Source organism: Pseudomonas sp. G11, assembly GCF_029457515.1.
Lineage (GTDB): Bacteria > Pseudomonadota > Gammaproteobacteria > Pseudomonadales > Pseudomonadaceae > Aquipseudomonas > Aquipseudomonas gorinensis.
Window position 1 is genome coordinate 2,984,302 of record NZ_CP120377.1, and the last position, 18,626, is coordinate 3,002,927.

Sequence of the window (18,626 nt, forward strand, 5' to 3'; positions counted from 1 at the left end):
AGGAATATCCATGCAAGTTTCTGTTGAAAATACTACTGCTCTCGAGCGCCGCCTGAGCATCACCGTGCCGGCAGAGCGCATCGAGACTGCGGTCAACAAGCGTCTGCAGCAGACTGCCCAAAAGGCCAAGATCGCTGGCTTCCGTCCAGGCAAAGTGCCAATGAGCGAAATCAAGCGCCGTTTTGGTGCTGATGCGCGCCAGGAAGCGGTAGGTGACGTGATCCAGGCTTCCTTCTACGAAGCCGTTGTTGAGCAAAAGCTGAACCCGGCTGGTTCGCCGTCGATCGAGCCTAAGTCCCTGGAAGCCGGCAAGGACCTGGAATACGTTGCCGTATTCGAAGTGTTCCCAGAGTTCACCGTTGCCGGTTTCGACGGTATCGCTATCGAGCGCCTGAGCGCTGAAGTGGCCGATTCGGACCTGGACAACATGCTGGAAATCCTGCGCAAGCAGAACACTCGTTTCGAAGTGGCCGACCGTGCCGCCCAGAACGAAGACCAGCTGAACATCGATTTCGTGGGCAAGGTTGATGGCGAAGTATTCGCCGGCGGCTCCGCCAAGGGGACTCAGCTGGTGCTGGGCTCCAATCGCATGATCCCGGGCTTCGAAGACGGCCTGGTTGGCGCCAAGGCTGGTGAAGAACGCGTCCTGAACCTGACTTTCCCAGCTGACTACCAGAACCTGGACCTGGCTGGCAAAGCCGCCGAGTTCACCGTGACCGTCAACAGCGTTTCCGAGCCTAAGCTGCCAGAGCTGAACGAAGAGTTCTTCGCTCAATTCGGTATCAAGGAAACCGGTATCGAAGGCTTCCGCACCGAAGTTCGCAAGAACATGGAGCGTGAGCTGCGCCAGGCCATCAAGTCCAAGGTCAAGAATCAGGTGATGGACGGTCTGCTGGCCGCCAACCCGATCGAAGTGCCTAAGGCCCTGCTGTCCAACGAAGTGGATCGCCTGCGCGTACAAGCTGTTCAGCAATTTGGTGGCAACATCAAGCCTGATCAACTGCCGGCCGAGCTGTTCGAAGAGCAGGCCAAGCGCCGCGTCGTGCTGGGCCTGATCGTGGCTGAAGTGGTCAAGCAGTTCGACCTCAAGCCTGACGAAGACCGCGTTCGCGAAATGATCCAGGAAATGGCTTCGGCCTACCAGGAGCCTGAGCAGGTCGTGGCTTGGTACTACAAGAATGACCAGCAGCTGAACGAAGTACGTTCGGTTGTGCTGGAAGAACAAGTTGTGGATACTGTTCTGCAGAAGGCTAAGGTGACCGATAAATCGGTCTCTTACGAAGAAGCAGTCAAACCGGTCGAAGCACCACAAGCCGACTGATTGCCCAACTCGTTCGAAATACAACCATAAGCCAGCCTCGCGCTGGCTTATGTGTTTTCAAGACATGACTATTTGGGAGTAACTGCAGAGCATGTTCCGTAATTCCTATATTCAGCAGAACTCTGATATCCAGGCCGCAGGCGGCCTGGTCCCGATGGTTGTCGAGCAGTCCGCTCGTGGCGAACGCGCCTACGACATCTACTCGCGCCTGCTCAAGGAGCGAGTGATCTTTCTGGTGGGTCCTGTAGAGGACTACATGGCCAACCTGATCTGTGCGCAACTGCTGTTCCTTGAAGCGGAAAACCCGGACAAGGACATCCATCTTTACATTAACTCGCCGGGCGGTTCGGTGACTGCGGGCATGTCGATCTACGACACCATGCAGTTTATCAAGCCGAACGTGTCGACCACCTGCATCGGCCAGGCATGCAGCATGGGCGCATTCCTGCTGACCGCTGGTGCCGAAGGCAAGCGTTACTGCCTGCCGAACTCGCGTGTGATGATTCACCAGCCACTGGGCGGCTTCCAGGGCCAGGCATCGGATATCGAAATCCATGCCAGGGAGATCCTCTTTATTCGTGAGCGTCTCAACACGCTGATGGCCAAGCACAGCGGGCATACCTTGGAAGAAATCGAGCGTGATACCAACCGTGACAATTTCATGAGTGCCGAAGCGGCACGTGATTACGGGTTGATCGACGCAGTGATCGAAAAGCGCCCCGCTTAATATAAGCAGCTCAAAATAGGGCTGGTCGGCTTGTCCGATCACCGGCGGGCTTGAAAAAGCCCGCATAAGCCTTCATCTTGTGTTGCAAGCCTATCGGATTTGGATCGAACGAATGACTGACACCCGCAACGGCGAGGACAACGGCAAGCTGCTCTATTGCTCCTTCTGTGGCAAAAGCCAGCATGAAGTACGCAAATTGATTGCCGGCCCCTCGGTCTTTATCTGCGACGAGTGCGTCGACCTGTGCAATGACATCATCCGTGAGGAGGTGCAGGAAGCCCAGGCCGAAAGCAGCGCGCATAAATTGCCTTCGCCTAAAGAAATCAGCGGCATCCTTGACCAGTATGTGATTGGTCAAGAGCGTGCAAAGAAGGTTCTGGCCGTAGCGGTGTACAACCACTACAAGCGCTTGAACCAGCGTGACAAGAAAGGCGACGAAGTCGAACTCGGCAAGAGCAACATCTTGCTGATTGGACCTACAGGCTCGGGTAAAACCCTGCTTGCAGAAACCCTCGCTCGCCTGCTGAACGTTCCGTTCACCATCGCCGACGCCACCACCCTCACCGAGGCTGGCTACGTGGGTGAAGATGTCGAGAACATCATTCAGAAACTGCTGCAGAAGTGCGACTACGATGTTGAGAAGGCCCAGATGGGTATTGTCTACATCGACGAAATCGACAAGATTTCCCGCAAGTCCGACAATCCGTCGATCACCCGGGATGTTTCCGGTGAAGGCGTTCAGCAGGCACTGTTGAAGCTGATTGAAGGCACGGTTGCTTCCGTACCGCCACAAGGCGGCCGCAAGCATCCGCAGCAGGAATTCCTTCAGGTTGATACGCGTAACATCCTGTTCATCTGTGGCGGTGCGTTCTCCGGTCTGGAAAAGGTTATTCAAAACCGTTCCACCCGTGGCGGCATTGGTTTCAGTGCAGAGGTACGCAGCAAGGAAGAAGGCAAGAAGGTGGGCGAGTCCCTGCGTGAAGTCGAGCCTGACGATCTGGTCAAGTTCGGTCTGATCCCGGAATTCGTTGGCCGTCTGCCGGTCCTGGCCACGTTGGACGAGTTGGATGAGGCTGCTCTGATTCAGATCCTCACCGAGCCGAAAAACGCCCTGACCAAGCAATATGCCAAGCTGTTCGAAATGGAAGGTGTAGACCTCGAGTTCCGTACCGATGCACTCAAATCGGTGGCCAAGCGGGCACTGGAGCGCAAGACCGGTGCGCGTGGCCTGCGCTCGATTCTCGAAGGCGTGTTGCTCGACACCATGTACGAAATCCCCTCGCAATCCGAGGTGAGTAAAGTGGTGATCGACGAAAGCGTTATTGAAGGTAAGTCCAAGCCACTGTATATCTACGAAAACAGTGAGCCTGCTGCCAAGGCTGCGCCAGACGCGTAAGCGTTTTGCAGTTGCTTTACAAACAAGGGGCCTTTAGGGGCCCCTTAGTTTTTAGGACGCGTTTTGGCTGTACCGGTTTTCCTGCGTTTAACTGCTGGCAATAAGCTTGTTTTTTTTGCATGCAGCCCCCATCTTGGTTTCAAGCTTACTTTTCAACTGTCATAGAGGCGAAATCATGAAGACAACCATCGAATTGCCTCTCCTGCCGTTGCGTGATGTCGTCGTCTATCCGCACATGGTTATCCCGCTGTTCGTGGGGCGCGAGAAGTCTATCGAAGCCCTCGAGGCTGCGATGACGGGCGACAAGCAGATCCTGCTGTTGGCCCAGAAAAATCCTGCTGATGATGATCCAGGCGAAGATGCCTTGTATCGCGTCGGTACTGTTGCGACTGTGCTGCAACTGCTCAAGCTGCCGGATGGCACCGTCAAGGTGCTGGTGGAAGGTGAGCAACGCGGCGCGGTGGAGCGTTTCATGGAGGTGGACGGCCACCTGCGCGCGGAAGTGGCGCTGATCGACGAAGCCGAGGCCCCTGAGCGCGAATCTGAAGTGTTTGTACGCAGCTTGCTTTCGCAGTTCGAGCAATATGTGCAGCTGGGCAAGAAAGTCCCGGCGGAAGTCCTGTCGTCCCTCAACAGCATCGATGAGCCAAGCCGCCTGGTCGACACCATGGCCGCGCACATGGCGCTGAAGATCGAACAGAAGCAAGACATTCTCGAAATCATCGACCTGTCCGCCCGTGTCGAGCACGTCCTGGCGCTGCTGGATGCCGAAATCGACCTGCTGCAGGTCGAGAAGCGCATCCGTGGTCGTGTGAAGAAACAAATGGAGCGCAGCCAGCGCGAGTACTACTTGAATGAGCAGATGAAGGCCATTCAGAAAGAGCTCGGCGACAGCGAGGAAGGCCACAACGAAATCGAAGAGCTGAAAAAACGCATCGATGCCGCTGGCCTGCCGAAAGACGCCCTGACCAAAGCCAATGCCGAGCTGAACAAGCTCAAGCAAATGTCGCCGATGTCGGCCGAGGCCACTGTGGTTCGGTCCTATATCGACTGGCTGGTACAGGTGCCGTGGAAGGCCCAGACCAAAGTGCGTCTGGACCTGACCCGCGCTGAAGACATTCTTGACGCCGACCACTACGGCCTCGAAGAAGTCAAAGAGCGCATCCTCGAATACCTCGCCGTGCAAAAGCGCGTGAAGAAAATTCGTGGTCCGGTGTTGTGCCTGGTTGGTCCTCCGGGCGTGGGTAAAACCTCCCTGGCCGAGTCCATTGCCAATGCCACTAACCGTAAATTCGTGCGCATGGCACTTGGTGGCGTGCGTGATGAGGCCGAAATCCGTGGTCATCGCCGCACATACATTGGCTCGATGCCAGGAAGATTGATTCAAAAGATGACAAAGGTGGGTGTGCGCAACCCGCTGTTCCTGCTCGATGAAATCGACAAAATGGGCAGCGACATGCGTGGCGATCCGGCGTCGGCCTTGCTCGAAGTGCTCGACCCCGAGCAGAACCACAATTTCAACGACCATTACCTGGAAGTCGACTACGACTTGTCCGACGTAATGTTCCTGTGCACCTCCAACTCCATGAACATTCCGCCAGCTTTGCTGGACCGGATGGAGGTGATTCGTCTGCCGGGTTACACCGAGGACGAGAAGATCAACATTGCGGTCAAATACCTCGCGCCCAAGCAGATTTCGGCCAATGGCCTGAAGAAAGGCGAGATCGAATTCGAAGTCGAGGCCATTCGCGACTTGGTGCGTTACTACACCCGCGAGGCCGGCGTGCGGGGGCTTGAGCGCCAGATTGCGAAGATTTGCCGCAAGGCGGTCAAGGAACATGCGCTGGAAAAACGTTTCTCGGTGAAGGTTGCCGCCGACTCCCTGGAGCACTTCCTGGGCGTACGTAAATTCCGTTACGGCCTGGCGGAGCAGCAGGATCAGGTCGGGCAGGTGACTGGCCTGGCGTGGACCCAGGTGGGCGGCGAGTTGCTGACCATCGAAGCCGCGGTGATCCCGGGTAAGGGCCAACTGATCAAGACCGGTTCCCTCGGTGACGTGATGGTCGAATCCATCACCGCTGCCCAGACCGTGGTGCGCAGCCGTGCCCGAAGCCTGGGGATCCCTCTGGACTTCCACGAGAAGCACGACACTCACATCCACATGCCGGAAGGGGCGACCCCTAAAGACGGCCCTAGCGCAGGCGTAGGCATGTGCACGGCCCTGGTCTCGGCCCTGACCGGCATTCCCGTGCGCGCCGATGTGGCCATGACCGGGGAAATCACCCTGCGTGGCCAGGTATTGGCTATCGGTGGCCTGAAAGAGAAATTGCTTGCTGCACATCGGGGTGGAATCAAGACGGTGATCATTCCTGAAGAGAATGTTCGCGACTTGAAGGAAATTCCTGACAATATCAAGCAAGATCTTCAGATTAAACCGGTTAAATGGATTGACGAAGTCCTGCAAATTGCGCTGCAATACGCGCCGGAGCCCTTGCCGGATGTGGCTCCGGAGATAGTCGCGAAGGACGAAAAACGCGAGTCTGATTCCAAGGAAAGAATTAGCACGCATTAATGCGTTAAAGCCTGGGGGCTTCCTTGACAGCTTTTTAGAGCCCTTGTTATAAAGCGGCTCTTAAGTGTCTGTAGGCCATTCAGCACTGGTTTTTGCTTTCACCAAAAAACTTAGAATCATACTCAATAGATATATAAGGGGACTTAGAGTGAACAAGTCGGAACTGATTGATGCTATCGCCGCATCCGCTGATATCCCGAAAGCTGCTGCTGGCCGTGCGCTGGACGCAGTAATCGAATCCGTCACTGGCGCTCTGAAGGCCGGCGACTCGGTGGTACTGGTAGGCTTCGGTACTTTCTCTGTGACTGACCGCCCAGCTCGCACTGGCCGTAACCCACAGACTGGCAAAGCACTGCAAATCGCTGCTGCCAAAAAACCAGGTTTCAAAGCCGGTAAAGCCCTGAAAGAAGCCGTTAACTAAGTTTCGATCAAGCCTTTACCTACCCGGGTCCGACGCAGGTCTGGCCTGGCAGCGGAGCGGAAGCTGACCCACGTATCCATTGGGTCGCCACGCCGGGGGTGTGGGTTCAAACCCCCGTCCGCTCCGCCAGTTACGAGAAGGCGCATCCTCGGATGCGCCTTTCTTCTATCCGGACTCTACCCACGCTCCACGGTTGCCTAATTTTGAAGTTCAACCGTTTCTGGGGGACGCATGCTGCAGAATATCAGGGACAATTCACAAGGCTGGATTGCCAAGACCATTATCGGGATCATCGTCGCATTGATGGCGTTCACCGGTATCGAGGCCATTTTCCAGGCTTCGACCAACACCAAGCAGGACGTGGCCAAGGTCAACGGTGAAGTAATCACCCAGACCGAACTGAGCCAGGCCGTCGACATGCAACGTCGTCAGCTCATGCAACAACTGGGCAAGGATTTTGATGCCTCCCTGCTGGACGAAAAATTGCTGCGCGATGCAGCCCTCAAGGGCCTGATCGATCGCAAGCTGCTGCTGCAAGGTGCGGCTGACTCCAAGTTCGGCTTCTCCGAAGCGGCACTGGACCAGGTGATCCTGCAGACGCCGGAATTCCAGGTGGACGGCAAATTCAGTGCCGAACGCTTTGACCAAGTGATTCGTCAACTGGGCTACAGCCGTCTGCAGTTCCGTCAGATGCTGACCCAGGAAATGCTGATCGGCCAGGTTCGCGCAGGCATCGCCGGCAGCGGTTTTGTGACCGACGCCGAGGTACTGGCATTTGCCCGCCTGGAAAAACAGACCCGCGATTTCGCCACCGTCAATATCAAGGCCAACCCTGCGGCGGTGAAGCTCACCGACGACGAGGTCAAGGCTTACTATGACCAGCACGCCAAGGAATTCATGACCCCGGACCAGGTAGTCATCGACTATCTGGAACTGAAGAAGTCGTCCTTCTTCGACCAGGTTACCGTCAAGGACGAAGACCTGCAGGCTGCCTATCAGAAAGAAACCGCCAACCTCGCTGAACAGCGTCGTGCGGCGCACATCCTGATTGAAGTCAACGACAAGGTCAGCGAGGCGCAAGCCAAGGCCAAGATCGAGGAAATCCAGGCGCGCCTGGCCAAGGGCGAGAAGTTCGAAGCCCTGGCCAAGGAGTTTTCCCAGGATCCAGGTTCGGCCAACAATGGTGGCGACCTGGGTTATGCCGGCCCAGGCGTTTACGATCCGGACTTCGAAACTGCCTTGTATGCGTTGAACAAGGATCAGGTCTCGGCGCCGGTACGCAGCAGCTTCGGTTGGCACCTGATCAAGCTGTTGGGTGTCGAGGCACCGCAAGTGCCGACATTTGCCAGCCTGAAAGACAAGCTGACCCGCGAACTCAAGACCCAGCAGGTCGAGCAGCGTTTCGTCGAAGCGACCAAGCAATTGGAAGATGCGGCATTCGAAGCTTCCGACCTGGCCCAGCCAGCCTCTGACCTCAAGCTGACCGTGCACACCTCCGCGCCATTTGGCCGTGAAGGTGGCGAAGGCATTGCGGCCAACCGTGCCGTGGTCACCGCTGCATTCAGCCCGGAAGTGTTGGATGAGGGTGCCAACAGCACCGCCATCGAGCTGGATCCGGAAACCATCATCGTGCTGCGTGCCAAAGAGCACCTCAAGCCTAAGCAACTGCCGCTGGAAAGCGTTGCGGCGGCGATCCGTACGCAGATGGCCAAGGAACGCGCCAGCGCGGCTGCCAAGGCTCACGCTGACGAGTTGATCGCCAGCTTGCGTGATGGCAAGACTCCGCTGAACCAGCCAGTCGATGGCCAGGCCTGGAAAGTCACTGAAGCGGCGACCCGTAGCCAGGAAACGATTGACCCAGCTGTTCTGCAAGCGCTGTTCCGCATGCCCAAGCCCGTGGCCAAGGACAAGCCGACCTTCACCACCGTGACCCTGGCTGACGGTAGCCTGGTGATCGTGCGCTTGAATGGTGTCAACGAAGCCGCCGCCCCATCGGACGAAGAAAAGGCGCAATACCGCCGCTTCCTCGCTTCCCGCGTGGGTCAGCAAGACTTCGCGGCGTACCGCAAGCAGTTGGAAAGCAAGGCTGATATCAAGAAGTATTGATGTCGGTTTGAACAAAAGCCCTCGGCCTGAAAGGACCGGGGGCTTTTTTTTATGTGTGTCCCGCCCTGAATAAGGTTTACACCTTCTGGCCTATCTTCAGGAGGACTCAAGGGATAGAGGTCGAAGGCGCAGCCTGTGATGCACCGGCCAAGGCCAGTAGCATCAACAGCACCACCGCCCATGGAAACGCCGCAACCCCCCAGCCCTCAAGCAACACCCCGCCGGCCAGCCCGCCGCCCGCTATCCCCAGGTTCCATACGGTCACCAGCATCGATTGCGCGGCATCCGCCGACGCGCCTGCCGATTTGGCCAGTGCGGTCTGCAACAATGCGGGCAGGCCGCCAAATGCCAGGCCCCAGAGGGCGATAGCCACGTAGATGACGGCGGGTATGTTGATCCAGAACGCCAGCGCCACGGCTATCAAGCCAAACAGCGCACAACTGATCAGCAGCAGTGTATGCAACCAACGATCAATCAACAGGCCGGCTAACCAGATGCTCAGCAGCGCCGCCAGGCCAAACACCAGTAGCACCCGGTCGATATCGGCGGTGATCGCGGCAGGCGCCAGCAGCGGGGCGATGTAGGTGTAGAGAATGTTGTGGGCGAGTACGTAGGTAAAGGTCACCCACAGCACCGGACGAATACCTGGCAAGGTCAATACTTCACGCATTCCCAAGCGTTTTCCTGGCGGTTCGCCGGCAAAGTCCGGGAGCTGCCAGCGCGCCCAGATCAGCAGCACCAGCGTCAGCCCTGTCATGATCGCAAAGCTCAGGCGCCAGCCTGCAACGGTGCCTAGGAACGTGCCGGCCGGCACACCCAGGGACAAGGCCAATGGTGCGCCCAGCATCGCTACGGCGATCGCCCGGCCTTGCAAGTGCGGTGCAACCATCCGGCTTGCATAGCCTGCCAACAACGCCCAGAGCAGGCCGGCGAAGACCCCGGCAAAAAAGCGTGCACCCAGGGTCAGCCCATAGTGACTGGACAGCGCCGTGACACTGTTGACCAGCGCGAAACCACCGATGGCGACCAGTAACAATGGCCGCCGACGCCAGCCTCGGGTCAGCAGCGTCAACGGTATCGCCGCGAGTAGTGACCCAAGCGCGTAGAGAGTGACCAATTGACCGACCAGTGCAGGCGATACGTCGAGGCCTTCGCCCATCTGCGGCAGGAGCCCGGCGGGCATGGCTTCAGTGAGGATGGTGATAAACCCGGCGCACGCCAGGGCCAGCAAGCCGCCCAGCGGTAGTACGTCAGGCTGGGCTGTCGTTGGGCAATCGGTCAGTGAAGGGCTGTTGCTCATAGCGCTCTATCCATGCAAAGGGGCAAGGGGGGCAGAGTAGGGGGCTGTGAGCAACGGAAAAACAGGCTAAGGTTCCGAACTTATCGGACACCTATGTCCGTAATACTCAAGGATTCGTTCATGGACAGCCTGGGCAGTCTCTCGGTATTTGTGCAGGTGGCGGAGACTCGTAGCTTTACGGCTGCCGGTCGCGTGCTGGGGGTGTCATCGTCGGCGGTGGGTAAAAGCATCGCACGCATGGAAGAGCGCCTGGGCGTAAGGCTATTTCACCGCAGCACGCGCAGTATCACCTTGACCAGTGAAGGCGCGCTGTTCCTTGAGCGCTCACGGCGCATCCTGGCCGAGGTCGAGGCGGCCGAGCAGGAGTTGACGCAAGCCGGGGCCATCCCTCGGGGTAAGTTGCGCATCAGTGTGCCGCAGGTGCGCGGCCTGTTGATGCCGGTGCTCAGCGACTTTATGCGCGCCTACCCGGCTATCGAATTGGATGTGGATTTTTCCGACCGTATGGTGGACGTGATCGAGGAGGGTTTCGATGCGGTGATTCGCACCGGTAAACCGGAAGATTCGCGCTTGATGGCGCGGCATCTGGGCTATTACCAGTTGGTGCTGGTCGGCACCCCCGGTTACTTCGACCAACATGGCACCCCGCAGCAGCCGCAGGACCTGAGCCGCCATGCCTGCCTGCGCCATAAATTCTGCGCTACCGGCAAGCTGGAAAACTGGCCATTGCGCCAGGTGCCAGGCATTGCCGAGCCGACACTGCGCGCACCGCTGGTCAGTACCACCATCGAGTCCCTCAACCATGTGGTGCTTGAGGGGTTGGGTATCGCTTGCCTTCCGGACTACATGGTCAACCAGGCCGTGGAGCAGGGGCGTTTACAGCGTGTACTGGACGACTACCTCGAGCACCGGGGTAGTTTCTGGATGTTGTGGCCATCAAGTCGCCATGCCTCGGCCAAACTCCGCGTGTTTATTGACCATATGTGTGCCGGGCTTTTTCCTGTAGGCACCGATGTGTAGGCCTGTGACGTTTTACCGACAGGAATGCGCGCGCCAAGGCCTCGTTCTGTTGCACAATACCGCCCTGACTGTTTTCCTCAGGATTTTCAATGTCGACATCATTTCAATTGCGTAGCCTCGGGTTGGCGCTGGTGCTGGCGGGCACCGCGGGCTGCTCGTCACCCAAGACCGCTATTTATGAACATGAAAATTTCGACGACTCTGGTACGTTTTCCCGGGATTACCCGGTCACTGACGTGGCAGCGTGCGAGGCCGCACGGCGTGCCCTGCTGAGCCAGGGCTACATCATCACCAGCAGCGATCCGAAACTGGTAGTGGGTAACAAGAGTTTCCAGCAGACCGGCGAGACTCACCTGCAAATCAGCTTCAACGTGGTGTGTGCCGATGACGGCAAGGGCAAAAACCACTCGACGATGTTCGCCAACGCCCTGCAGGACCGCTATGCGCTGAAGAAGGTCAATAACTCCGCAAGCCTGGGGGTGGGCGTGCTGGGCTCGGTGTCGATGCCGATTGGCTCCACCGATGACTCGATGGTGAAGGTGGCGAGCGAGACCGTCTCGGCGCCGAAGTTCTACGAGCGCTACTTTGCCCTGGTGGACGTGTTCCTGCCTCAGGAAGTCAAGAAGGCGGCGCATATTCCAGAGACGCCCAAGGCGGACCTGGGGGTACCGGAACCCAAGGTCGCCCCAGCGGCCGAGAAAACGCCAACGCCGAAGGAAGCACCCGCGGCGCCGGCCGCCTCGGAGCCGGTTGTACCTGCGCCGGAGGCTGCGCCGATTGCCCCGCAGGCAGAACCGACACCTGCGCCGACACCAGCGCCAACCACGTCGGACCTGCCGCCGCCGACAGAGCCGATTCCACCCCTGCCGACGCCTGCACAGTAAATCAGACCGCTACGGGATTGGTCTTGTCGACATTGATTCCGTAGCGCCTGATCGCCTCACTGACTTTGTCGCGTCCGATCAACCCGTCGTCGGCCAGCGCCTTCAGTGCCGCCAGCACGATGAAATGCCGGTCCACCTCGAAGAACTCGCGCAAGGTTTCCCGTGTATCCGACTGCCCGAAGCCGTCCGTGCCCAGCGCAACAAAGCGCCGGTTTGCCACGAAGGGGCGGATCTGGTCGGCGAAGAGCTTCATGTAGTCAGTGGCCACCACCACCGGGCCCATCTGTCCGGCCAGGCATTGTTCGACGTAACTCAAGCGCGGTTCACGTTCCGGGTGCAGCAGGTTCCAGCGTTCCGCTTCATGCCCATCACGGCGCAACTCGGTCAGGCTGGGCGCACTCCACACGGTGCTGTGTACGGCGAAATCCTTGTCGAGCAATGCAGCAGCAGCGATCACTTCCCGCAGGATCGAACCACTGCCCATCAATTGCACCTGTGCTTGCTGATGAGTACTCAGGGGATACAAACCCTTGAGAATGCCTTCTTCCACGGCTTCGGGCATTGCCGGGTGTGGGTAGTTCTCGTTGAGCAGGGTGATGTAGTAGTAAATATCCTCCTGCTCGACATACATGCGCCGCATGCCCTCGCGAATGATCACCGCCAGCTCGTAGGCAAAGGTCGGGTCATACGACACACAGCAGGGAATCACTGACGCCAGGATATGGCTATGCCCATCGTCATGCTGCAAGCCTTCGCCCATCAGGGTGGTGCGCCCGGCCGTGGCGCCCAGCAGGAAACCGCGCGCCCGTGCGTCGCCAGCCGCCCAGGCCAGGTCGCCGACGCGCTGGAAGCCGAACATCGAGTAGAAAATGTAGAAGGGTACGGTCATCAGGGCGTGGTTGCTGTAGGACGTACTCGCCGCGATCCAGGAGGAAATGGCGCCAGATTCATTCAGGCCTTCCTGCATGATCTGTCCGTCCTTACTCTCCTTGTAGTAGCTCAGTTGCCCAGCGTCCTGTGGGGTGTAGAGCTGGCCGACGGCGGAGTGGATACCTATCTGACGGAAGAGGCTTTCCATACCGAAGGTGCGTGATTCGTCCGGCACGATGGGTACGACCCGCTTGCCCAGATGCGGATCCTTGAGCAGCGTGCCGAGGATGCGCACAAAGGCCATGGTGGTGGAGATGGCGCGCTCGCCGGTGTCTTTGAGCTGGGTGGCGAAGGCGCTCAGCTCCGGAATCTGCAGTGACTCGACGGCGGTGTGGCGCGCTGGCACATAGCCGCCCAACGCTAGGCGCCGTGCGGCGAAGTAGCGAGCCTCTTCGCTCTCGGCGGCTGGCTTGAGATAAGGGATTTCGGCCAACTGCTCATCAGGCACTTCCAGGCCGAAGCGGTCGCGGAAGGCTTTGACGGCATCGGCGCCCATTTTTTTCAGTTGGTGGTTAATGTTCTGGCCTTCGCCAGCTTCGCCCATGCCAAAACCCTTGACGGTTTTCGCCAGGATCACCGTGGGCTGGCCGGTATGACGCACAGCGGCAGCATAGGCGTTATAGACCTTGTCGGGGTCATGACCGCCTCGTGAGAGTTTCCAGATATCCTCGTCGGACAGGTCTGCAACCAGTGCCAGCAACTCTGGGTATTTGCCGAAGAAATGTTCGCGCACATAGGCGCCATCCTGGGATTTGTAGTTCTGATAATCGCCGTCCACGCACTCCATCATGCGTTGGCGCAGCAGCCCGCTCTGGTCTTTTTCCAGCAGCGCGTCCCAGCCACTGCCCCAGATCACCTTGATCACATTCCAGCCCGCCGCGCGGTAGAGGCTTTCGAATTCCTGGATCACCTTGGCATTGCCGCGTACCGGGCCGTCCAGGCGTTGCAGGTTGCAGTTGACCACGAAGATCAGGTTGTCGAGCTTTTCGCGCCCGGCCAGGGAAATGGCGGCCATTGATTCCGGCTGGTCCATTTCGCCATCACCGAGGAACGCCCAGACCTTGCGGCCCTGGTGCTGCTTGAGCGCGCGCAACTCCAGGTAGCGCATAAAGCGCGCCTGGTAGGCGGCGGTGATCGGCCCGAGCCCCATGGACACGGTGGGGAATTGCCAGAAGTCCGGCATCAACCGTGGGTGAGGGTAGGACGATAAGCCCTGGCCACCGGCCTCGCGCCGGAAGTTGTCCAACTGCGCTTCGCTGATGCGGCCTTCGAGGTAGGCACGCGCGTAGATGCCTGGGGAGGAGTGACCCTGGATGTACACCAGGTCGCCATCGAACGTGTCGGTGCGCCCACGGAAAAAGTGGTCGAAGCCGACGTCATACAGCACGGCGGCCGACGCATAGGTGGCGATATGCCCACCGACACCGGAATGTTTGCCGGCGCGCAGCACCATGGCCATGGCATTCCAGCGGATAAACGCATTGGTGCGGCGTTCGATGGCCAGGTTGCCGGGGTAGGGCAGCTGGCGGTCTACCGGGATCGTGTTGATGTAGGGCGTGGTCACCCGCCCGTAGAAGTCACCATGCCGCGCCACGTCGAAATCCAGCAACTGGTCGATCAGGTAATGGGCGCGCGGGCGGCCTTCGGTGGACAGCACCGACTCGATGGACTCCAGCCACTCGCGGGTTTCCTGTGGATCGGCGTCGCGTCTGACTGTGTTATTCGGGGTCATGTGAGGCTCCAGGGTAGGCGGATTTCAAGGGGTGGGCTCCTTGTGGGAGTGTTGCAATATGATTGCAATTGCAACTACATGAGCGAATCTAGCGCGGGATGAGCTACTATTGCAACCTTCTTGAAATCCACCGGATGGTGTTGCATGTCGTCGAAAGAGCCCGATGTATGGTTCCGTTTTGTCAGGGCCCACAGGACGGTTATCCGTGAAATCGAGCGCCGCCTGGCGGCCGCCGACTTGCCGCCTTACGCCTGGTACGACGCACTGTGGGGCCTGGAAAGCGGCCCCGAAGGCACCCGCCGCATGCACGAGTTGGCCGATGTGCTGGCCATCGAGCGCTATAACCTCACCCGCCTGGTAGACCGCCTGGAAAAGGACGGCCTGGTGGTGCGTTCACGCTCCGACGGCGATGGTCGCGCGGCATTTGCGTCGATCACCGATGCCGGCCGGGCATTGCGTAAAAAAATGTGGAAGATCTACGAAAGCACGGTGGACGAGTTGTTCCTGTCGCAGATCGAACCGGAGCAGCGCCAGGCGTTTGCCGAGGCGTTGGAGCGTACTGCCGGGATGGCGATGGCGGCAGGTGTTCAAACCCGTGGCCGACGCAAGTCGGAAGCTTGATGCCGATCCCATGTGGGAGGGGGCAAGTCCCCTCCCACAATGGCGTGCATGCCTGTTCATTTCAGTGCATACCGGTTTATCGCCAGGTCCACCTGCCGGGCATCAATAAGCCCTTCTTCCGCCAAGGCGTTCAATGCCAATACCGCAATCCAGTAGCGACTGGGCGCGGTCGCCTGCACCGAGCCGGCTCCCAGCGCCACGAACCGCGCATCCACATACGCCGCCAACTGATCGACAATTGCCTGCGGATAACCGGTGACGGCAATGACCGGCGCCGCATTTCCGGCCAGGCAATCGCGTAAATGGCAGCTGCGTTTGGGGGCCGTCGGATGCAGGCGATTCCAGCGTTCAGTGGTCGCCGCTTCACGGGCCAACCGCGTATAGCTGGGACAGCTCCACAGTTGGGCCGTGATCTTCCAATCCTCTTCCAACAATTGCGCCGCCTGGACGACTTCTTCCAGCGCCCGGCCTGCGCCGAGCAATCGCACATCCCATGAGGGACCGCCCTGGATCGGGTACATGCCCTTGAGCGCATCCTCACGGTCCTGTGCGCTCAAGGGCACTGCGCTTGCGTGGTCATGCAGCGCCAGGTAATAGAAGCCCGGTTGGCCTTCGACATACAGCGTGCGCAACCCTGCCAGCACAATCGCCTGGGCTTCCTCGCCCGAAGCCGGGTCGTAGGGCGTGCAGCGCGGATGGGTCGCCAGCCATATCGGCAGGGATGGTTGCGTGCCCTTGGGCCAGGGGGAGGCGTGGTTTTCGATGTCGTTGCACAAGATGCCGCGCTGCGTCGTCTCCTCCGTCAAGGCGCATAACTGCGCAGACGACACGGCGCTGTGCAGGTACAGCAGCGGTTTTTCCCCGGTATTGCGTGCGAACCAGCTGGGCCATCCATCTACGCGCCGGGAGTGGGACTGGCCGCGGATCACCCAGGCCTGTCGGCTGGATTCCAGGGTGTTGGCGATGCTCATCACGGTGTATAGCGGTGAGCGGCAGGCCGTTGTCGCACAACTCAAGGCGTCGAGACAGAGCTGCGCGGCGCGGGCGGTAGCGGTGGTCATAGGGAGGGCACCTGGCAACGAATGCCCTTACCTTAGTGGAAATCGGTATGTTATTGCAATTGCAATGATTGCAATTGTACTTAAAGCCTCCTGTGCTAAATCCGTATAACGCTGCTACGTTTAATCTTGGAGTGCAGGAACGTCATGACGTCGACATATTTTCGTCATCACGGCACTTTAGTCTGGCTGTGCAGGTCATTTGTTTGCAGCCGTTTTTAATTCAAAACAAGGAGCCCACCATGGACGATTACCAGGAAGAACTGCTGGAGTACCAGGCCTTTGAACTGGACCCTCTGGATCCGGCCGATGACGCCACCGAGCTGTAAGACCGACTTCAGGCGGAGTGCCGCTGACTGCGGCGAAATTCCCCTGGGGTCTGGTTGTTCCACCGCCTGAACGCCCGTTGAAAGGCTTGGGCCGAGGCAAAACCGAGCAAATAGGCGATCTCGCCGAACGCCAGTTCCGTATCGCGAATGTAGGTCATGGCAAGGTCGCGGCGGGTGTCGTTGAGGATTGCGCGAAACTGAGTGCCTTCTTCGGCCAGTTTGCGGCGTAGCGTCCAGGTGGGCAGCTTCAAGCGTGCCGCCACTTCTTCCAGGTCGGGTTCCCGGCCACCATTGAGCATCGGCCCGAGCAACCGGGTAATGCGCTCGCGCAGGCTGCGGGTGCGAGTCAACTGCTCCAATTCCCTTTCACACAATTGCAGCAAGAGTTGCCACGTGCTTGGACAGTGCTGTGGGTTGCGCAGGGCCAGGGTTTGCTGGCTGAGGCGCAGTTGATTGATGTCGGCGCCGAAATGGACCAGGCCGTCACCCAGCATGCTGTACTGGTCGCTGTACTCGGGGGCGTCGAATTCAATCTCGATGCGCTGTGCCTGCACCGGTTGCTGGGCCAGGCTCGACAGTTGGTGCAGCCACCCGGCGATGATCGAGTCCACCACAAAGCGGTTGTAGGCGTTGTAGGGGCTGATGGAATAGAAGCGCAGCCAGGCGCCTTCGGCATCCTCATGAAAACTCGATTGCCCGCGATAGTTGGAACCGTACAGCGCTTCGAAGCGTGTGAGGGTGCGCGCCGCTTCACGCACGTTGGGGGCTTGGGCGGCCGTGACCCCGGCCAGGCCGGCCTGGCTCAAGCGACCGAGTTGGCCCATGCGCAGGCCCAGGGCCGGGTCGCCGGTGAGTTGGATGGCGGCATGGCCCAGGCGCATATAGCGCGGGATCGACAAGCGTGCGCCCGCTTCGGCGAGGCGTGCCGGGTCAAGGCCGTATTGCAGCAGCAGGGGTTGCGGGTCGAGGCCGTGGCTGTGGATTGCGTCGGCCAGGGTGTGCACGAAGCCCACCGACAGATCCCCCAGGCGCACCGGTTTCACGGCATTACAACCAGATATTCAGCAGGCGTGCGCCGCGGGCGTCGCCGTCGGCGATGATTTGCCCGTTGCTGCTGAGGAAACTGTGCCCGGCAGTGCCCAGGTCCCAGAACTGCCCACGCAGGAACACGCTCATGCCGGCGCTGGCCTGGCTGATGGCGGGCTGGCTGATGAGGGTGAGACGGCGCCAGGCCTCGCCCTCGCTGAGCTCTTCGGGCTTGAGGCTGATTTCCGGTGGGGTGGACACACTTTTGAAGCCACGCCATGGGCGGTCCCAGGTGTCGCGACCGATGACAAACGCCGGCACCGCGATCAGCTGTGCGCCTTGTTCGTTGAGCTTGCGATAGTTGTCCGGGTACCAGCTGTCACTGCCGATCAGGATACCCAGGCGTCCAGCCGGGGTGTCGACTACGCTGACGATGGTTTCATCGCCCGGCTCGATAAAACCGCGCTCATCGTAGATCGGGTAGAGCTGGCGTTGCGGCTGGCCCACGGGCAAACCGTCGGCGGCAAACACCAGGCTGGCGTTGTACAGCGCACCATGGCCGACCTGCAAGTGACCTTGGCGGACGCTGGGGTTGGGCAGGGCGATGGAGCCGGCCACCAGGGTCACGCCAAATTCCTTGGCCAGGCCGCCGAACAGTACCTGGTAATCGCGCGCCATCTCCGGGGCTTTCATGCGCAGGTAGGCATCGTCCATGCGGTTATCGCCGGTGGCGCTGATCCAGGCCCGCAGGAACTGCAACGGGTTGCTGATCGACAGCCAATTCATCGCATCTTTGACATGGGTCGCTTGGTACAGCTCGTTTTTCTCACCGCCGAGCATCAGCCAGGTGCCGATGTGTTCCGGCAGCACCACGATGGTCTTTTCATTGATCAGCCCCTGGTCGCGGGCTTTTTGCAGGTAGGCCGCCAGCTTCAGGTGCAGGCGTTCCAGGCTCTGGTAGTCAGCGGGGAACAGCTCGGGCTGGATGCCCAGCAGATTGCCGCGGTCGGCCGGCTGGCCTTCGTTGACGGCCAGGGTAATGCGCAGGTCGGACAGGTAATGCGCCACGGGGCGCTCCTGGGTCCAGACCAGATACGCGGCGATGGCGGCAACCAGGGCCATGGTGACGGTAAGAACGAGAAGTTTACGCATGGGGGAACAGACAACGGACCAAGTGCAGGGT

The 18,626-nt window shown here is 59.4% G+C and carries 15 protein-coding genes; 10 read left to right on the forward strand and 5 right to left on the reverse strand.

The genetic code is table 11. The features are described 5' to 3' along the window. Positions 1 to 10: 10 nt before the first annotated feature. The 6 genes from tig (at position 11) to P2T68_RS13885 (ending at position 8,543) form a co-directional block, all read left to right on the forward strand. A complete protein-coding gene (gene tig / locus P2T68_RS13860; RefSeq protein ID WP_024076273.1) occupies positions 11 to 1,321 on the forward strand; it encodes a trigger factor in 1,311 nt (436 codons plus the stop codon). A 91-nt stretch (positions 1,322 to 1,412) separates the two neighbouring features. Further along, entirely contained in the window at positions 1,413 to 2,048 is a 636-nt protein-coding gene (gene clpP / locus P2T68_RS13865; protein WP_024076272.1) for an ATP-dependent Clp endopeptidase proteolytic subunit ClpP, read from the forward strand. Between the two features lie 112 nt (positions 2,049 to 2,160). Next, positions 2,161 to 3,444: an ATP-dependent Clp protease ATP-binding subunit ClpX gene (gene clpX / locus P2T68_RS13870; RefSeq protein WP_010564906.1), complete on the forward strand. Its 1,284-nt coding sequence runs from the start codon at positions 2,161 to 2,163 to the stop codon at positions 3,442 to 3,444. Between the two features lie 175 nt (positions 3,445 to 3,619). Beyond that, positions 3,620 to 6,016 (forward strand): endopeptidase La, encoded by a 2,397-nt coding sequence (gene lon / locus P2T68_RS13875; protein ID WP_069076552.1) that lies wholly within the window; start codon positions 3,620 to 3,622, stop codon positions 6,014 to 6,016. A 148-nt stretch (positions 6,017 to 6,164) separates the two neighbouring features. Then, positions 6,165 to 6,437: an HU family DNA-binding protein gene (locus P2T68_RS13880; protein ID WP_003174819.1), complete on the forward strand. Its 273-nt coding sequence runs from the start codon at positions 6,165 to 6,167 to the stop codon at positions 6,435 to 6,437. 231 nt (positions 6,438 to 6,668) lie between these two features. Beyond that, entirely contained in the window at positions 6,669 to 8,543 is a 1,875-nt protein-coding gene (locus P2T68_RS13885) for a SurA N-terminal domain-containing protein (protein WP_024076270.1), read from the forward strand. A gap of 106 nt (positions 8,544 to 8,649) precedes the next feature. Here P2T68_RS13885 and P2T68_RS13890 read toward each other — a convergent pair whose 3' ends face one another. Next, positions 8,650 to 9,843 carry an MFS transporter gene (locus P2T68_RS13890; protein ID WP_069076551.1) on the reverse strand — a complete coding sequence of 398 codons (1,194 nt, stop codon included), beginning with the start codon at positions 9,841 to 9,843 and terminating at the stop codon, positions 8,650 to 8,652. Positions 9,844 to 9,963: 120 nt separating this feature from the next. Between P2T68_RS13890 and P2T68_RS13895 the strand changes: the two genes are divergently transcribed. Then, the gene (locus P2T68_RS13895; protein WP_102624851.1) at positions 9,964 to 10,863 is read left to right on the forward strand and encodes a LysR family transcriptional regulator; all 900 of its coding nucleotides are present in this window, start codon (positions 9,964 to 9,966) and stop codon (positions 10,861 to 10,863) included. Between the two features lie 89 nt (positions 10,864 to 10,952). Continuing rightward, positions 10,953 to 11,747 (forward strand): DUF2242 domain-containing protein, encoded by a 795-nt coding sequence (locus tag P2T68_RS13900; RefSeq protein WP_277379482.1) that lies wholly within the window; start codon positions 10,953 to 10,955, stop codon positions 11,745 to 11,747. Position 11,748: 1 nt separating this feature from the next. On the opposite strand, the gene aceE is transcribed toward P2T68_RS13900, so the two are convergent. After that, entirely contained in the window at positions 11,749 to 14,409 is a 2,661-nt protein-coding gene (aceE, locus tag P2T68_RS13905) for a pyruvate dehydrogenase (acetyl-transferring), homodimeric type (protein ID WP_069076549.1), read from the reverse strand. 144 nt (positions 14,410 to 14,553) lie between these two features. On the opposite strand from aceE, the gene P2T68_RS13910 reads away from it, so the two are divergent. Further along, positions 14,554 to 15,030: a MarR family transcriptional regulator gene (locus P2T68_RS13910; RefSeq protein ID WP_024076265.1), complete on the forward strand. Its 477-nt coding sequence runs from the start codon at positions 14,554 to 14,556 to the stop codon at positions 15,028 to 15,030. A 56-nt stretch (positions 15,031 to 15,086) separates the two neighbouring features. On the opposite strand, the gene P2T68_RS13915 is transcribed toward P2T68_RS13910, so the two are convergent. Continuing rightward, positions 15,087 to 16,091, reverse strand: coding sequence for a pyruvate dehydrogenase (locus P2T68_RS13915; protein WP_277379483.1), 1,005 nt, complete (start codon positions 16,089 to 16,091; stop codon positions 15,087 to 15,089). 203 nt (positions 16,092 to 16,294) lie between these two features. Here P2T68_RS13915 and P2T68_RS13920 point away from each other — a divergent pair, with 203 nt between their 5' ends. Then, positions 16,295 to 16,417: a hypothetical protein gene (locus P2T68_RS13920; protein WP_277379484.1), complete on the forward strand. Its 123-nt coding sequence runs from the start codon at positions 16,295 to 16,297 to the stop codon at positions 16,415 to 16,417. 8 nt (positions 16,418 to 16,425) lie between these two features. Here the strand turns inward: P2T68_RS13920 and P2T68_RS13925 are convergent, their stop codons facing one another. Both P2T68_RS13925 and P2T68_RS13930 read right to left on the reverse strand, forming a co-directional pair. Then, complete coding sequence (locus P2T68_RS13925; protein WP_168232127.1) at positions 16,426 to 17,460, reverse strand: AraC family transcriptional regulator; 1,035 nt, start codon at positions 17,458 to 17,460, stop codon at positions 16,426 to 16,428. Between the two features lie 4 nt (positions 17,461 to 17,464). Beyond that, entirely contained in the window at positions 17,465 to 18,595 is a 1,131-nt protein-coding gene (locus P2T68_RS13930; protein WP_024076262.1) for a carbon-nitrogen hydrolase family protein, read from the reverse strand. Positions 18,596 to 18,626 lie beyond the last annotated feature (31 nt).